At 47.9% G+C, this 16,786-nt stretch carries 14 protein-coding genes and 1 riboswitch; of the genes, 10 read left to right on the forward strand and 4 right to left on the reverse strand.

What is annotated here, in order from left to right; all coding sequences use genetic code 11:
• Window positions 1-46 precede the first annotated feature (46 nt).
• A riboswitch (cyclic di-GMP riboswitch) is annotated at window positions 47-132 on the forward strand.
• A gap of 85 nt (window positions 133-217) precedes the next feature.
• Window positions 218-1,675, forward strand: coding sequence for an aldehyde dehydrogenase family protein (locus PMI05_RS14675; RefSeq protein ID WP_007722906.1), 1,458 nt, complete (start codon window positions 218-220; stop codon window positions 1,673-1,675).
• Window positions 1,676-1,705: 30 nt separating this feature from the next.
• Window positions 1,706-2,587 (forward strand): methyl-accepting chemotaxis protein, encoded by an 882-nt coding sequence (locus tag PMI05_RS14680; protein ID WP_007722909.1) that lies wholly within the window; start codon window positions 1,706-1,708, stop codon window positions 2,585-2,587.
• Window positions 2,588-2,649: 62 nt separating this feature from the next.
• Here the strand turns inward: PMI05_RS14680 and PMI05_RS14685 are convergent, their stop codons facing one another.
• On the reverse strand, window positions 2,650-4,323 hold the full coding sequence (locus PMI05_RS14685; protein ID WP_007722912.1) for a M14 family metallocarboxypeptidase: 1,674 nt from the start codon (window positions 4,321-4,323) through the stop codon (window positions 2,650-2,652).
• 134 nt (window positions 4,324-4,457) lie between these two features.
• On the opposite strand from PMI05_RS14685, the gene PMI05_RS14690 reads away from it, so the two are divergent.
• Together PMI05_RS14690 and PMI05_RS14695 are read left to right on the forward strand one after the other, a co-directional pair.
• Window positions 4,458-5,876: a hypothetical protein gene (locus tag PMI05_RS14690; RefSeq protein ID WP_007722915.1), complete on the forward strand. Its 1,419-nt coding sequence runs from the start codon at window positions 4,458-4,460 to the stop codon at window positions 5,874-5,876.
• A 152-nt stretch (window positions 5,877-6,028) separates the two neighbouring features.
• The gene (locus PMI05_RS14695) at window positions 6,029-8,053 is read left to right on the forward strand and encodes a sigma-70 family RNA polymerase sigma factor (protein ID WP_007722917.1); all 2,025 of its coding nucleotides are present in this window, start codon (window positions 6,029-6,031) and stop codon (window positions 8,051-8,053) included.
• A gap of 607 nt (window positions 8,054-8,660) precedes the next feature.
• Here the strand turns inward: PMI05_RS14695 and PMI05_RS14700 are convergent.
• Window positions 8,661-9,341: a class I SAM-dependent methyltransferase gene (locus PMI05_RS14700; RefSeq protein WP_007722920.1), complete on the reverse strand. Its 681-nt coding sequence runs from the start codon at window positions 9,339-9,341 to the stop codon at window positions 8,661-8,663.
• Between the two features lie 88 nt (window positions 9,342-9,429).
• Complete coding sequence (locus PMI05_RS14705; protein WP_007722922.1) at window positions 9,430-9,834, reverse strand: Rrf2 family transcriptional regulator; 405 nt, start codon at window positions 9,832-9,834, stop codon at window positions 9,430-9,432.
• A 290-nt stretch (window positions 9,835-10,124) separates the two neighbouring features.
• Here PMI05_RS14705 and trxA point away from each other — a divergent pair, with 290 nt between their 5' ends.
• The 6 genes from trxA to PMI05_RS14735 all read left to right on the forward strand — a co-directional run bounded on the left by trxA (window position 10,125) and on the right by PMI05_RS14735 (window position 16,050).
• Window positions 10,125-10,442: a thioredoxin gene (trxA, locus tag PMI05_RS14710; protein WP_007722924.1), complete on the forward strand. Its 318-nt coding sequence runs from the start codon at window positions 10,125-10,127 to the stop codon at window positions 10,440-10,442.
• 225 nt (window positions 10,443-10,667) lie between these two features.
• A complete protein-coding gene (gene hppD, locus PMI05_RS14715; protein ID WP_007722926.1) occupies window positions 10,668-11,759 on the forward strand; it encodes a 4-hydroxyphenylpyruvate dioxygenase in 1,092 nt (363 codons plus the stop codon).
• A 170-nt stretch (window positions 11,760-11,929) separates the two neighbouring features.
• Window positions 11,930-12,535 carry a sigma-70 family RNA polymerase sigma factor gene (locus PMI05_RS14720; RefSeq protein WP_007722927.1) on the forward strand — a complete coding sequence of 202 codons (606 nt, stop codon included), beginning with the start codon at window positions 11,930-11,932 and terminating at the stop codon, window positions 12,533-12,535.
• Window positions 12,536-12,577: 42 nt separating this feature from the next.
• Complete coding sequence (locus PMI05_RS14725; protein WP_007722928.1) at window positions 12,578-13,405, forward strand: GNAT family N-acetyltransferase; 828 nt, start codon at window positions 12,578-12,580, stop codon at window positions 13,403-13,405.
• 160 nt (window positions 13,406-13,565) lie between these two features.
• Complete coding sequence (locus PMI05_RS14730) at window positions 13,566-15,293, forward strand: sensor histidine kinase (RefSeq protein ID WP_007722929.1); 1,728 nt, start codon at window positions 13,566-13,568, stop codon at window positions 15,291-15,293.
• Entirely contained in the window at window positions 15,262-16,050 is a 789-nt protein-coding gene (locus PMI05_RS14735; RefSeq protein WP_007722936.1) for a LytTR family DNA-binding domain-containing protein, read from the forward strand. Before PMI05_RS14730 ends, PMI05_RS14735 begins: the two co-directional genes overlap by 32 nt.
• A gap of 59 nt (window positions 16,051-16,109) precedes the next feature.
• Here PMI05_RS14735 and PMI05_RS14740 read toward each other — a convergent pair whose 3' ends face one another.
• The gene (locus PMI05_RS14740) at window positions 16,110-16,595 is read right to left on the reverse strand and encodes a hypothetical protein (RefSeq protein WP_007722938.1); all 486 of its coding nucleotides are present in this window, start codon (window positions 16,593-16,595) and stop codon (window positions 16,110-16,112) included.
• Window positions 16,596-16,786: the final 191 nt, after the last annotated feature.

Consider the following 16,786-nt stretch of genomic DNA (forward strand, 5'->3'; position numbering starts at 1 on the left):
GATTCTCCATATCTTTCCTTTTTTCGACAAAATCTTATCAGCATTCGCTATGAATGGGCAAACCCACTGAAAATTGGGGACGCAAAGCCACGGGCCTAATGTACACGCTACGATGGCAGCCGGGTTGCCGACTAGCAGTGTATTTTGCTGTTTTAGTTTTACGGCTCCTTTCATGCGAAGGGGGCCTATTTACTTTACAAAAGGGAGAGGTTAAAGCATGTCAATCCTTCAAACACTGGACAAGCAGTACATCAATGGGGAGTGGCGCGACGGACTTGGCGCGAAGACATTGCAAGATATCAACCCTTACAACGGGGAAGTCATCGCAGAATTCAAAATGGCAAATTTGGAGGATATCGACGCGGCTTACAAGGCGGCAGCCGACGCGAAAAAAGAGTGGGATGAAGTGAATGCTTATACCAAATCCCGAATGTTGGAGCGTGCTGTTCACTATATCGAAGAGAATGAAGAAGAAATCATTCAGATCATCATTCGTGAATTGGGTGGAACCCGACTGAAGGCATTTTTTGAGATCGGGCTTGTGAAGGATATTATTCGCGAGGCGGCTACGTTCCCGGTACGCATGGAAGGAAAAATTCTGCCTTCTCCCGTAGACGGAAAAGAAAATCGCTTGTATCGGATTCCCGTAGGAGTTGTCGGTGTCATTAGTCCGTTCAACTTCCCGTTCTATCTGTCGATGAAGTCCGTAGCTCCAGCTCTTGGTGCGGGCAACGGTGTCGTCCTAAAACCGCATGAGCACACGCCAATCACGGGTGGCACTCTCATCGCGAAAATTTTTGAAGAAGTAGGTTTGCCCAAAGGCTTGATCAACGTTGTTGTGACGGATATTGCTGAAATTGGCGATGGTTTTGTCTCCCATCCGATTCCGCGCATCCTTTCGTTTACAGGCTCTAGCCAAGTAGGAAGCCATATCGCGCAAGTGGCAGCGAAGCATTTCAAAAAGGCGATTTTGGAGCTGGGCGGCAATAGTGCACTGATTGTTTTGGAGGATGCGGATCTACAGTATGCCGTCAATGCAGCGGTATTCAGCCGCTTTACCCACCAAGGTCAGATTTGCATGTCGGCTAACCGGGTTCTGGTTCACCAAGATGTATACGATAAATTCCTCGATCTGTATGTGGAAAAAGTATCTGGACTCAAGGTTGGCGACCCAAATGATCCTGACACAGTAATCGGTCCGTTGATCAATCAACGGCAAGTCACCAACCTGATGGCAACGATCGATGAGGCGATACGCGAAGGGGCCGTTCCTGCACTGAAAGGGGAAGTAAAAGGCAACGTGGTCGAGCCGATCGTATTGACAGGAGTGACCACAGACATGTCGATTGCATCCAAAGAGCTGTTTGGTCCGGCTGTTTGCATTATGTCGTTTGCTTCCGAGGAAGAAGCAATTCGCATGGCGAACGAGACACCATTTGGATTGTCCGGGGCGATTCATACCCGCGATCTGGAGAGAGGTGCACAGATGGCCAAGCGCATCGAGACCGGCATGATTCATATCAACGATGGAACGATCAATGACGAACCAATTGTGGCGTTCGGCGGTGAAAAGCATTCCGGATTGGGACGCTTGAATGGTCAATGGAGCCTAGAAGAGTTTACTACGCTGAAATGGATTTCGGTTCAGCACAAAAAGCGTCAATTTCCGTACTAATGCCAGCAAAATATAGAGGTGAAGAGGGTCATGAACGGTTACGTAGAATGGAACGAAACAGAAGCTTCCGAAAAGGGGAAAAACGCAGAACTGCTCGAGGCGTTCATCAAGGTTGCCCCCTATTTAAATGATTTACTCACCGATGACATTACCATTGGGGTCTACGACACGGAAAAGCTATTGCGTAATGTGCCTGCCCAAACATTTGCGCTGCAAGTCAAGCCAGGTGATCCACTACAAGAAGGAGATGTGATCACCAACGCGATTCGTAAAAACACCAAGCAGGCGATGATAGTCCCCAAAGAATTATTTGGTTTTCCTCTCGTCGCACGGGCGATCCCCCTGCATGATCACACGGGAAAAGTCATCGGCGGTGTCGGCATTGGTTCGAGTATGGAGCGAGCTAATGAGCTGTATGAAATTGCCGCAAATCTCTCGAGTGTCGTCGAACAGGTCAGTGCTACGACACAAGAGATGGCTGTGCAGATCGGGAATTTGAACGAGCAAATGAAGGCGGTCTCAGAGCAAGCCAACGATGTGAGCCATAGTACGACTGAGATCGAGCAAATTACGCTCGCCGTGAAAAAAATCGCTGATCAAAGTAACATTTTGGGACTGAATGCGAGCATTGAGGCTGCGCGGGTAGGAGATGCAGGGCGTGGATTCGCTGTCGTTGCGAATGAGGTTCGCAATATGGCGACGGATTCACGGGACAATGCAGACAAAATCAAGCAAACCACAGATTCCATCCGGGATTTGATAACCTTGCTGCAAAATTCGATTGAATTGATCAATCAAACCATGGAGAGTCAGGCAGCTGCTACGGAGGAAATTTCTGCGACGATGGTCGAAGTGAGCGACAATACGCAAAAGCTGGCAGGGCTGTCCCAAGAAGTGTTTGAAATAAAGTAAGCCCATACATGTAACAAAATTCCCCTCTCAGGAGTCTAACTTTAGAGAGGGGAATTTTTCCTTTAGTTTTTTTGTGTGGTAGGTAGCGATTGCTCCAGCATATAGCGATACACCGGTACTTCATCGCCTTTTTCAACGGGCAAGAAGTTAAACGTGACGTAGCTGTCTACTGATTCCGGTTCCATGGCCAATGCTATGAAGTTGGCGTTTGGCTGGGCCATGCTGAACACGTAGCTACCCGCAGGAAAGGTTTTCGTTGTTTCTGTTACATTTGCAGTCACTTGGTTGGTGAAATGCCCATTCTCGTAAATCGTATTCACCTTGTTTTCCAAAATGGTGTAGCTTTCTACCGCTATAGTCGTTTCTTTTGATAGCTTGCTTACCGAAACACCGAGCAGTTCCAGCTTGGCTGCAACGTCATGGTAGCCAGGAGGCATGAGATAAGCAGTGGGGCGCTCGCGTTCGAGTACGGGATAGGCATCCGTGGAGCTTACCCAGTCGATGGGGGTAGACACTTTTTTTGCTGTAGCTAGATCGACCACTTCGAGAGATTGACCCGGTACTCGCTTATTCTCACTCAGGATGACGAGTTTGTCGTTGTCGTTCGCCTTTTTGCCTTTTTCCATGATTTCTGCGCGTGCCTGCGTCACAGTGGACTTGATTGCTTTGGCGTTGGCTGCTGTTGATTGGATGACAGCAGCGTGAGTCATGGCCTGACTATATACACGGCGCTCAAAATCGGCGCGTCCAATGCCGATGCCGCGTGTTTCCACCAAAAACGTCAACGTGTTTTTCAATCCCAAGGCATTGCGTCCGATTCTCGTCTCTGTGCTGCCTTCTGTTGCGGTCACTTTTCCGTCCTTGCCTTTTGCAAGCGTATAGTATGCGTGATGAGAAAGTTGCTCCTTGTCGAGTGCTAGTTGAACGTCAGCCAAGAGCAGGTTGTCTGACATTTTGCGCAGGTTGGCGGGAATATTCAAGTTCTTCGCAGAGGAGATCAGAACATCGTAGGAAGAGATTGCGCCTTTTTCCCCAACATCGCGAAGCTGGCTGGAAGAGACGCCGTATTCATGAGCGTCAAGCACGACATCAGGTTGATAGGCATGGATGGCTTGGTGAACGGCTTGCACCTCTGGATATTCTACCTTCATGTAGTCGCGGTTGGCATCCAGCTCTGTCGCGATGTAGCGTTTGAACTGGTAGGAGCCATCCGGGTTGATGCGAGGAACAATTGCAACGTTTACTTTATCCAGGAGGTCGGTGCCAAGTTTTCCTTCTGCCAGCCATTTGGCGATCACGAGAGCAGATTCACCAGAGGCGGGTTCATTTCCATGGATTTGTGCCTGGAGCCAGATGAGTGGCTTCTCCTTGTTTTGTTTGAGCTTGCCGTGGTCTTTGCTGAATAGGAGCAGGGGGATATCGCGACCTTCCAAGGATGTACCGATGGAGAGCAGCTTGATTTCCTTGTTGCCTACAGCCAATTTGCTTATGTAAGCCATCATTTCTTCCTGGGACGTAAAAGCCTCTTTTCCTTCTTGGAAGCCGGGTGTCTCAAACTGGATAGTTGGCTTGGGAAACAAGCTCTCAATCTGTGCAGGCTGTACATAGGTTGGCCCTATTCCGTAATAAGGAATGTGGGGCGGTGGTTCAGCTTGGGTGGCATGGATGATTGAGGGGCTGGTGAACAGAGATATTACGAGTGCTGTAGAAACAACGTAGCGTACTTTCTTGTCCATAAATTCCCTCCTGCGAAATAGAAATTAGACACCTATGATTAATTTATCAGATTATTATAAAAATAATAATCGCTACGAAATATTCATTTTAAAGTAGGACTTTCGGTTCTCCTTTAATAGAATAGGGGGATGACATGGTCAGAAAAATCAGCAGAATGCTCCTTTTGATGACGGCCATCGCCGTAAGTAGTTTCTTTCCGAGCGATATTTCTGCAAACGAATGGAAAAAACCAACAGAAACAGAAACTGTTGACCACCTGAATGGCGCGATTCACCAAAAACAAGAATTTCGTTTCTCAGATGGTGTCACGTATTGGGCGCATAAAATGACAGGTCAGCGCAATATGATGCCCTACGTTTTCACCATCCCGATTCAGGGCAACAGTCAGAACATAATGTTCCGCTATCGAGCTTATGATGAGTCGAAGAAGCCGTATTGGAAGGTTGTCACGCTTGATCAAGCACAGACGCTTCCGCTTTCCTCTGGTTTTGTAGAGACAGAGGGCAGGTATATTTGGTTAGGTAAGCCCATTACCTACGTGGATAATGGTAGAGCTACGATTGAAGAAAAGCCGGCATTGTCGATACCAGTCGAAGTAAAACAGACATCATCTGGTGTCGAGCTGGTGATCAAGCTGCCGATGAAAGCAGGTTTTATCAGCGAAATGTGGGCGCTCGATTCGAGAGATCCGCTCGTTCCTTGGGGAGAACAATCGATTGATAGCGTCTGGCTTAACCTGGACGTTACGGAAAAGGCAAAATGGCTGTACGATGGGTATTACTATCAAAGCCCTTCAACGTACGAGCCGACTTCGGAGGCCTCTTTTTGGCGGATTCCAGAAAATTATGTCCTTCGCTCCTTTTTATATACAGGTGGAAGCAAGGCTGCCCGGGATATGGGCTATGTGATGTTGAAAGCGAGCCTGAAGCAGCAAGAGCCTGAGGGGTACTGGAAGACGCAGCCGCGCTCCTTGTGGTTAAGTGGCGATTACGGGATACCAGAGGGCTTTTACGATACGAGATTCAACACAGGAGCGGCTGATCTGATGCTGCGGGGCTGTGATCAGTATCAAGAAAAGGACTTTTGCCAATCTTCGAAAAAATATGCTTCTTACTTTCACAATCACGCAGCTATGAACCGCTTTGTCATCGCTGGTGTACAGCAGGGGTGGCTGGTTGCCGACTACGCGACAGCAACGAATCCAATGATTCAGACACATGTTTCTTTGAATCATCAGTTGGCGGAAATCAATTTTCTCTACAAAAGCTACCTGCAATTCGGGGACCAGACAGACAGAGACTTAGCAGACATCATGCTCTACGGTGTGGTCAACCTCGGAGCGCAGTGGATTCTCGGAAATGGCGATTTGCATTACGCTTATTTTCCGGACGGGACATTCGGCAGGCCGGACTATCCGTTCTTGACTTACAATGATTTGGTCGAAACGCAGCGCTTGTACCGTCAACTGCACGGGATGGATGAGATGACGCTTGCCATGTTGATTGACAGTAAATTGATGTGGATGCAGCTGAATAATGTTCAGTACCGTTAACATATGGAATTGTGAGCTGTACGGAGGACACATTATTACGTGACCTTCGTACGGTTTTTTTTATTTTTATCATCCATCAGAAAAAAACGGAGAAAAGTGAAACCGTATGGCACACTCGCTGGTCTAACGAATGTACAGGGAGGGGACACAGCATGAATCAATTTGAGCGAGTTCGAGAAGCTCAGGCGGGAAATCACACGGCTTTTCTTTCGTTGATAGAAGAACAACAGGATCGCTTATACCGGATCGCCTATTATTATGTGCGACAAGAAATGGATGCAGAGGATGTTGTTCATGAGACAATATATAGAGCATTGGTCGGGCTGCCTAAGCTGAAACAACCACAATTTTTCACGACTTGGCTGACCCGTATCGTCATGAACTGCGCGATGACAGCGCTGAACAAGCGCCAACGACTTGTGGTAGATGATCGTTACGTCGACGAGCTTCAGCAGGTTTCTGTCAAAGAGCATGACGATCGTATCGACCTGCTTGCTGCTGTCGATCAGCTAGAGCCAAGACAAAGACAAGTAATTGCATTCAAGTATTGGCAAGATATGACGATTGAGGAAATTGCAAACTTGCTGCGCATGCCCTCCGGTACAGTCAAAACCATTTTGCATAGGGGGTTGAAAGCATTGCGCAAAAATTACTCGTCCACAGAAGGTGCTATTCGATCCGAATCTGCCAGCGTATCTGAACAAGATCGTTTGCAGCAAAGGCTTGTTGCATTAAAACAGCTAGCTGAAGCTAGATTTCATATTCCACAATCACATGAGCTTACCATTGCAGACTATCAGGAGGACAAACGGGAAGCCGGAAGAGCGGTGTTCGTTTGGACAAAACAAGGCGCTGATCCTGTATGGGGCGAATCAGGTAAAGATACGGGCATGTCTTTGGTGTTGGGCAGTCAAGAGGAGTTGCTCGAATATACGATTGACGTGGAGGAAGCTGCTCGTGATTTACCCGTGATCTCACAAGAGGAATTGCGACTTCGCGGCGAGGAGTTTGTTCTTATCCATTATCCTACTGCATTGAAAGGATTTTCTTTAACACGCACGAAAGCAACTGAATCCGGGACAATTTTCTTCTATGAGCAGGTTGTGATGGATTTGCCACTTCCATCGTCGGGCTTTCGCGTGACGGTACACCAGAGTGGTATGGTTAGTGACTTCCATTATTTTGGTATGCAGAAAAAGCCGAAGATCCCGGAAAAATTGATGGAGAAGGAGCAGATATTGAAACACATAGAGAAGACCGTAAAGGTGGACCTGCAACTCACTTATGTACCAAAATACGTTTTGAATAGAGCGCAGGATGAGCTACGGCTTGTGTATGAGCTGGACAACTGTTGGATGAGCTATCCAGCAGACGAGCATGAGGCTCCCAAGGTGAACGAGGAAACTGTGGAATGGGAAGAGGAAGCTGTATGGCTGCCAGTTCCGGTACTTCCAAAGTCAGAGGTAGTTCGTACGTTAGAAGAAATTCAAACATTACTCGGAATCAATCCCAAACAGTATCAATTATTGAGAAGTGCCGACATAGATGAGGAGATTTCCGCTTTTGTCTGGCGGCGGCGGGATTGGAAGTCTACTGATTCTGATGATCGTTCGTTTCGTACTTTTTTTCAGACAAGATCCGCGGGTACCGTTAAAGTGATAATTCATAAAAGGACGGGTGCTTTGGTTTCGTTTTCCCGTTTCGAAGACTGTCCGCCAGGTGAGAAACGATTATCACGGGAAGAATGTCTGGATATTGCACTCCAATTAGTAGCGCGTACGCGACCTGAGTTGGAACCGTATTTATGGCTTCGACAGCAGGAGGAAGAGGAGGAATCTGATCGGGAGCAGTTCGAGTTCCGAATCGGAGTGCAGGGGGTGTGGCTCAAAAGAGAGTCTCTCCGAATTGTCGTCAATAAAACGACGGGGCTACTCGAAGGTATGGACGGTTCGTTCATCGATACGACTCAGTTGGAGACAGTCCAGACGACTCCGCTTATAGACGAGAGAAAGGCGCTCCAAATATATAGGGAAGCTCTCGACTTGAAGCTGGAATGGCAGACTGATTATTCCGGTCGGGGCAAAAATCATCGCTACCGTCTCGTGTATCGGCAAGTTCATCGGGACAAGCAGAGGGAGATGCAGTGGATAGACGCCCGGACCGGCGAGTTGATTTGATCGATCACTTTAAAAGACCCTTATTAATCGCTGAATATGATCCATCCATATCCGAACTAATCAAAATGACATTAGGCGCCCCAGGCTATGACTGTAAAAGAACCCAGCCGTTTCCCTGTAAGCTTCAGGGAAGCGGCTTCTTAATCATATGTTGCGCTTTTCAAAGGAGAGTAGTATTCTCGTTTTTTTCAAATACGTTGATGCTCCCAATACAACGTCCCATTCTTTAGTACCACAAGCAGTGCATCGATACCGTTGACGCTTTACCGGTATCTCAATGACTTCATTATTGATGAGATCTTTGTATATTTGATGTTTATTATCCGTTTTGTGAAAGTTCCCATTCCCACAATGAAAGCAAATGATAGGGGCAACAATTGTAAAATTGTATTTGTTGATAATGATTCTCACCTTCCGAGATGTGTGTCGCACAAATTAGCACGACCATTTTAACAACGAAATATTGGTTAGTAAACTGCCCAGTTATGGAATAGCAAAGCCTAGACTAGCGGGACACTGTTCGATGTGATTGATCATAAAAAATTGCCGGTTTTCCCTCTCATAGGGTGTGACCGGCATACTTAACTAAAGTTGAAAGCATTCTGATCTATTTCCGCAAAGCAAACAAGGTCAAAAAGCTGACAGCCTCCCGCAGCTCTACGCTTAATCGGCCTGCGATATCTGGCGTAATTCCTTCTTTGTATACAGGCTCTTCGCCGAGCAGTGTGAAGCCATTTTCGCACGCCAACTGCTTGGCTTCCCAGGGCATCATCGTATTTTGGATCGTCGTCTCTTCATATAGTCTACGATAACTATGTGCGCGTGGGCCAGCTGTAGGACCGAGGATACCCAAGACGAGAATTCCTCCGGGTGCGAGCACGCGATGAAGCTCCTGGAGTGCCTTGAGCGGAGACGGCGTGAATTCCACTACGTTAATCGAGAGCACACCGGAGAATGAATCATTGGCAAAAGGAAGCTCGCTGATGTCTCCTGTCTGAAAATGAACAGAGCCTGGGGAGGAAATGACCCGGTCATGAGCGAGACGAATCATTTCCCCGGCAATGTCGACGCCTTCCACCTGGTATCCGTGCTCTGCAAGCTTGCAACTGGCATAGCCGTCACCACAGCCTGCATCGAGAACAGGTCCCGTACTGACAGGTACATGCTTCATAAAAAAGGGGAGGATGGTGCTGCGGCTGCCTTTTTCCCACATGTGCTCACTTCGTTTGCGCCAGTCTTCTGCAAATTGATCCCATTGCTTGGCGGTTTGTTCCGTCCATTGGTTCATCCTTGTTCACGCCTTTCTCTTCGATTGAACCATACCGTTATGAAGAAAACTCCGGTCGAAGTGGCCGGAGCTTTTCAAGGAAGTTGTTTTACGTCAAACGGTCGGGGATATGTGCGACCAAGTCAGCAATTTTTTTATTCTTCAGTGTTTGCATCATTTGCTGCTCGGCGTCAGCCACAACCTGTTGAATCAGACAGGCACTATCATGATGGAAGCTGCATTCAAACAAGGAGGTTGTCCCTTCAATGGCCTGGATCACATCCAGAAACGATATATCATCCTGGTTGCGTTTGAGTTTGTATCCGCCATTTGCGCCAGAGACCGAGTGGATCAACCCAGCCTTGACCAGTTTCGTCAGCATTTTGGAAAGGTACGTTTGTGAAACGCTTAGCTTCTCTGCCAAAAGCTGAACACTAACGGGTTTATCAGGCGCTTCTGCCACCAGATAGAGCATCGCATGGAGGGCATAGTCTGTTGCCTGTGAATACTTCATAAAACACCTCAATCATGGACTTAATACATCCATCATAAAGTGAATCGGAAGCATGAGCAAGGGGGAGAGTGATTCGAGCTGTCATCTGCACTTTCGATGCCCATTTTAGGATGGTGCAACTTGACACCCAAAATCATTAGAGGATATTATAGATATTATAAGTCCGTGAATGAGTTGTTTGAAATGATCCAAGTACAGCGAGTTATTTTTTTGTCTCTATTGAGGATATTACGGGTCTGTAATGGTTGTTTTGAGTAACTGTTCAACATAAAAAGGGGAGGAAAGTACAAATGAGCATTTGCCACACGACAGATACTACGTTTCAACAAGATGTAAAAAGGGAAGGCTATACCCTCGTCAATTTTTGGGCACCTTGGTGCGGGCCATGCCGCTTTTTTGGGCCGATACTCGAATCGTTTGATGGGGAGCATAGTAGCGAAGTGCGAGTCCTAAAGGTCAATGTCGATGAACAAACGGAGATTGCCAATCACTATGGCATTATGAGTTTGCCAACGACCATTTTGCTCAAAAACGGGGAATTGATCGACAAAGTCGTAGGAGCAGCCCCTCTAGCGGAACTGAAACAATTTGTTTTCAAACATAGGTAGTAGGAAAACGTAGCGAAAGCCATCGGTCAACTAGATCGGTGGCTTTTTGGTATCCAGTTGTTACTCGCATGCGTACTTTATTAAATGAAAGCGTTTGAGCGTTTTCGCGTTGTTCCGTGTTCTTGCATGAGGAAGCGCTTCCAATGTACTCTCAAGATAACGACAAAATAATCCCAATTCACAAAATAATGTCAATAATTGAACAGGAAAGCGGAGGGGTAGGCAATGAGCAATACCGATTTTTTCCCGATTCAGGACTGGGACTATCTGGAGTTTTATACAGGTAACGCCAAGCAAGCTATGCACTATTTCACAAATGCGTTTGGATTTGAAGCAGTAGCCTATGCGGGCTTGGAGACAGGTTCTCGGGAAAAGGTTTCCTACGTTTTGAAGCAGAAGCATATGACGTTCGTGATCAGTGGGGCGCTTACGCCTGACAGCCCGATCGCGGATTTTGTGAAAAAGCATGGGGACGGAGTCAAAGACGTTGCCCTGCGCGTAGAGGATTGTGAGCAGGCTTACCGGGAGGCCGTTTCTCGCGGAGCCATTCCGATCATGGAACCGACTGAGTATACCGATGAATTCGGGACGGTCAAAAAAGCGATTATCGGTACGTACGGCGAAAACATTCATTCCTTTATTGAACGAAAAAATTACAACGGACCATTCTTCCCAGGCTTTAAAGCTTACCAATCTTCAGTCAAAAGTGAGAGTACAGGTATCATCGGCATCGACCACATCGTTGGTAACGTTGAGGTCATGGATGAGTGGGTAGAATACTATCAAAAGGTCATGGGCTTTACAGCCGTACAAAATTTCAGTGAGGACGATATCTCTACGGAGTATTCTGCGCTCATGTCCAAAGTGATGCAAAGTGGAACAGGCCGCATCAAGTTCCCGATTAATGAGCCGGCAGAAGGACGCCGCAAGTCGCAGATTCAGGAGTTTTTGGAGTTCTACAAAGGGCCAGGTGTACAGCATATTGCCATCCTGACCAACGATATCATCGATACTGTATCGAAGCTGCGTGATAACGGTGTAGATTTCCTCATGGTGCCAGATACGTACTACGAAGATCTGAAAGAGCGTGTAGGGGAAATTGATGAAGACATCGAGGCGCTGAGAAAGCTGGGCGTCTTGGTCGACAGAGACGACGAAGGCTATCTCTTGCAGCTGTTCAGCAAGCCGATTGTAGACCGTCCGACGCTGTTTATCGAGATTATCCAGCGCAAAGGAGCACGCGGCTTCGGGAATGGCAACTTCAAGGCACTGTTCGAAGCGCTGGAGCGCGAGCAGGATCGCAGAGGTAACCTGTAATTCATTGATGTAACGAGCATGACAAGACCATCTCAAGCTGAAAAAGCTGTCGGGATGGTCTTTTTCTATTTGCGAAGCAGAAAAAATATAATCTCATGAACTATTTACCCACCTCTATCATCTATACTAATAGGAACCAAATATTGGAGATAAAAGGAGGCTTATGCAATGTGAGCATCAAGAGGGAAGTTCAGCAGGACATTCAGCTAGCACAGGACGGCAGTGTAGAAGCCTTTGCTAGAGTCATTCAGTTGTACGAGCGTACCTTGTATGGCTTGGCACGAACCTATGTCGGGCGGAACGAGGATTGTGCCGATGTGGTGCAGGATACGGTGATGAAAGCATTCAGAGCCATCCGAACGCTGCGAGAGCCTGCTTATTTCAAAACATGGATGATCCAAATTCTCATAAACGAATGCAGACAATGGCAGCGAAAAAAGAAACGAAGTCCAACCGTAGAGCTGTCTTTGCTACAAATCGAAGAGAAGGCGGTACAAGAAGCTCCCTACGAAGCTATTGAATTAACAGAGGCAGTATGGAAGCTGGAGCATGAGCTGCGTAGCGTCATTTGGCTTCACTATTACGAGGATTTGCCGATCAAGCAAGTCGCCTTGCGAGTAGGTATCCCGGAAGGCACCGTGAAATCCCGGCTGCACCGGGCTCGCATGCTACTTGCAGAAGAGCTGGAATCCTCCCAGGAAAGGAACGTGGGCTATGACCCGACTCTTGTGCGGAAGCTGAGTCTGACTGACTTCGCTCTGCTATCAGCCGCATAAGTACACAGATGTCCAAAAGAGAGAGAAAGGGCCGAAATTGCGATGATTCATCGACTGGAACCAAATGATTATGCAAAAATCAGGACGTTGCTGTCACCTGATAACGTGAACGATTTGACCATCCATGCGATTATTAATGGGACAAATCGAGGAGCGATTTACGTAGATGATGTGGAGCAGCCTCGGACAGCAATGGTCGATCAAACCGGCGTGATCAGTCTTTTCGTAGGGGATGCTGCCAATGAAGCGTTCATAGCGGACCTGGGTGCCTTTATCGAGGGGGAATTGCGCAGATATACGACCGAATCGTGCGGGGGCACTCATTTTCTGGCAGTTGTCCCAGATAAAGCGTGGGAAGAGGCAGTGACCAAAGCTATCTCGCATCGAGAGATAGAAACGGATTGGGAGTATTACTACCAGTTCAATCCCGAGCAATTCCAAGCGCGAAAGGACAGCTATCGCCCTCTGCCTGAAGGGTACACTTTGAAAAAAATCGACGCAGGTGTCATCGAAAACGACCCTGACAACATCTTGATAGAGGTTGTAGAGGAATTCTATCATTCGGTGGATGATTTTTTGCAGTGGGGCGTAGGATTCTGCGTATGTAAAGGAAATACGATTGTGAGTGCTTGCCTGTCTTGCTGTGTCCATGAGCGTGATCATGAAATTAGCGTGGAAACGTACGAGGAAGCAGACATGAACAAAGGCTTTGCTACGCTTGCTTGCGTGGCGTACCTGGAGCATTGTATGGAACATGGACTGACACCGCACTGGACCACGCTGGAAACCAATGAGGAGTCAGTACGTCTGGGAACAAAGCTAGGATTTGAACCGAAAGAAAAGGGTAAAATACTGGAGTTCGCATACTAAAATGATACGGGTATGTATGGGTTGTCGAAATCACTTCGGCAACCTTTTTTACTAGGAAAGGAAGAGAAGCAAAAGGGAAAAACGAGGTGAAAAGTGAATATTTTGATTAGTTATATAAACGAACAGGAACCATCGGGCAGCGATTGAGAGGGATAAACCAATGAACATGGCATTAATGGTTCCATTGACGGAGCGGACGGCTGTTTTGATAGTGGCGGCTTTGCTGTTTACGCGTGTACGTGCATTCCGCAGTATATTGAACCAGCAAGCGACGTGGCGAGAAAAAGCACTAATGGTCGTCATTTTTTCTGCTATTTCCATACTGGGTACATACAATGGCATCTGGTATCAGGATGCGATTGCGAATTCACGCGTGATCGGGACTGTCGTGGCAGGCTTGCTTGCTGGACCATGGGTAGGGCTGATGACAGGGCTGATTGCGGGGATTCAACGCTATTCATTGGGGGGCTTTACGGACTTGGCTTGTGCTATCTCGACGATAAGTGAGGGCTTGTTTGCGGGATTAATCTATCAGTTTCGCCGTAACCGCAGCAAAAAAATCGGGTGGACGACAGCACTCGTCGTTGGTTTCTTGGCGGAGTGGCTTCAAATGGGGATTGTCTTGATCATCGCACGTCCTTACGCTGACGCATTGGCATTGGTGCAGGCCATTAGTGTACCGATGTCTGTCGTCAACTCGGTCGGAATTGCTATTTTGATCATTATTATTGATTTGGCCAAAAAGGAAGAAGATCGGATTGGGGCGCTCCAAGCCCAGCGAACGCTGCAGGTAGCCGACAAAACGCTGTCTTACTTGCGTCAAGGACTGACGTACGACTCTGCTCAAAAGGTAGCAGAGGAAATATTGCGGACGACACGTGTAGCAGCGGTAGCGATTACCGATACGCGCTCTGTACTTGCGCATGTTGGCGCAGGCTCGTCCCATCACGTAGTGGGAGAAGGCATAACGACCAAGGCGACACGTGAAGTTTTATCGACCAAAGAAGTGAAGATTGCTCAGACGAAAGAAGAGATTGGATGCAGGGAGACGAATTGTTCCTTACGCTATGCGATCCTTGTCCCCTTGATGCGAAGACGTGAAGTGGCGGGCGTGCTCAAGCTGTATCAGGATCGCTCACGCAAACTGTCAGCAGTGGACTTGGAACTCGTACGCGGATTGGGGAACCTGATATCGAGTCAGCTCGAACTGGCTGAGCTTGAGAAGCAGTCTCGTCTGTTGGCAGATGCAGAAATCAGAGCTTTGCATGCGCAGATCAATCCACATTTCTTGTTCAATGCGCTCAATACGATCGTTTCATTTATTCGCTTCCGGCCCGAACAGGCCCGTGAACTGTTGATTCATTTGGGGGAGTACTTCCGGCGTAATTTGCATGACTCTGGCGGATATGTCAGTCTTGCGCGTGAGCTGGAGCATATCGAAGCGTATTTGGCCATCGAACGTGCGAGGTTCGGGGACAAGCTCCATGTAGAGTACGACATCGAGGATGGCGTAGAGCGGTTTACCGTACCAGGACTGATTTTGCAGCCGCTGGTAGAGAATGCAGTCAAGCACGGGCTGTTGCCCAAGCGCGAAGGGGGAACCGTAGTGATTCGTGCGCGCCGCAAAGAAAAGCAAATCGTCGAACTGACAGTGGCAGATAATGGGGTCGGAATGGAAGTGGACCCACTCGAGCCAGCTCTAGATGAGAAGAGTAATGGGCGGCAATTATCTGGGATCGGTCTTGCCAATGTAAAAAGCCGTCTCCAGTCGATCTACGGAGAACCGTATGGAATCGTGATCGAGAGCAAAAGCGGGAGCGGCACAACATGCACCATACAATTACCGATAGGGGTGAATGTCAGTGCTCAAAGTGTTCATCGTCGATGATGAGACGCCAGCCAGAGAAGAACTGCGGTATTTGCTGGAGCAGTTTTCGGAAGTGTCCGTAGTAGGAGAGGCTGGCAGTGGGGAAGAGGCGTTGGAAGCGGTGCTTCAGACAGAGCCGGATGCGGTCTTTTTGGACATCCATTTGCAGGACAGGGATGGGGTCGACGTGGGGCAGGAGCTTCTGGAATCCATGGTCAATCCACCTGTCATCATCTTTGCAAGTGCGTATGAATTTCATGCGGTCCGAGCATTTGAGGCGGAAGCCGTCGATTATATCGTCAAGCCGTTCAGTGAAATGCGGCTGGAAAAGACGATGAATCGGGTACGAAAAATGAGGCGGAAAAGTGAGCCTGTATTGGACGCGTCACCGTTGCTGGAGGAAAGGCTACAGTCCCTTCTGCAAAATGTGCTGGTCGATACTCAGCCGCGTCGTGTCCCGGTGGAGAAAAACGGCAAGATCATGCTGATTGATCCAAACGAAATCGTCTATACCACCTTGGAAGGAAGGTATGCGAGCATTTATACAGCAGATGAGCAATATGCGACCACGTTTACGTTGCAGGAGCTGGAGAGCAGGCTGTCACGCCAGCAGTTTTTTCGGACGCATCGCGCTTTTATTGTCAATTTATCCAAAACAGCAGAGCTTGTCCCTTGGTTCAAAGGCTCGATTCATCTAGTCATGCAGGATCATCGCAAAACAGAAGTGCCTGTCAGCCGCAATGTCGTGAAGGAATTGAAGAAACGATTGGGGTTTTAAAGGAAACAGACCAATCCTGCGTCCCATTGGGGGGAGGATTGGTCTGTTTTTTCGACTGCTTACATGGGATAGTCATCGTTTTTCTTACGTGTCACCATGATCCCGCCCAATACGATCAGGATCAAGCCGAGGATGCCGCCTACTTGGGTAGACGCCAGATTCGCGATCAAAAATACGATGGCAAGAACGGTGAGGATGCCAATGGGGATCAAGAGAGCGGGTTTGCGATTGCCGAATATGTACAGCTCAGTAAGCCCCACGGCAGGACCAATCAGAAAGAAGGGCCACGTCGTGCTCATATCTCCATGAAAAAATAGCTGGCTGAAAAAGAAGAGTGGAGCATAAACGAGCAAGATCCCGCCTGGCACGAGCAATCCAGCGCGATTCGGCTTTGGGTTCATAAAAAAGAAAATATGAAACCCGATTCCTGGGATGAGAAGGAAGACTGGCCAGAGCAAGTCCATTGCGAGCGGTACGTTTAGGTAGGTAGCCAGAACAAAAATCGCTCCGATTCCGATAATGATGTAACCCCCGATTCGTCGCATGTGCGTATTCTCCTTTTTGATTTCGATACCAATTTATGTATAACTTTAACATATTGTGGTGGAGATTGGATCAGACTCAGGGCGGAGACTTTCTACGTCCCAAAATTGAATGCGTTTACACTCAAACGAGGATGGTGCAGCTTGTGCTTGTTTTTGTACGGTTCAGCCATTTTTTATGTTGGCAAGTTGTC

It is taken from the genome of Brevibacillus sp. BC25, assembly GCF_000282075.1.
GTDB lineage: Bacteria > Bacillota > Bacilli > Brevibacillales > Brevibacillaceae > Brevibacillus.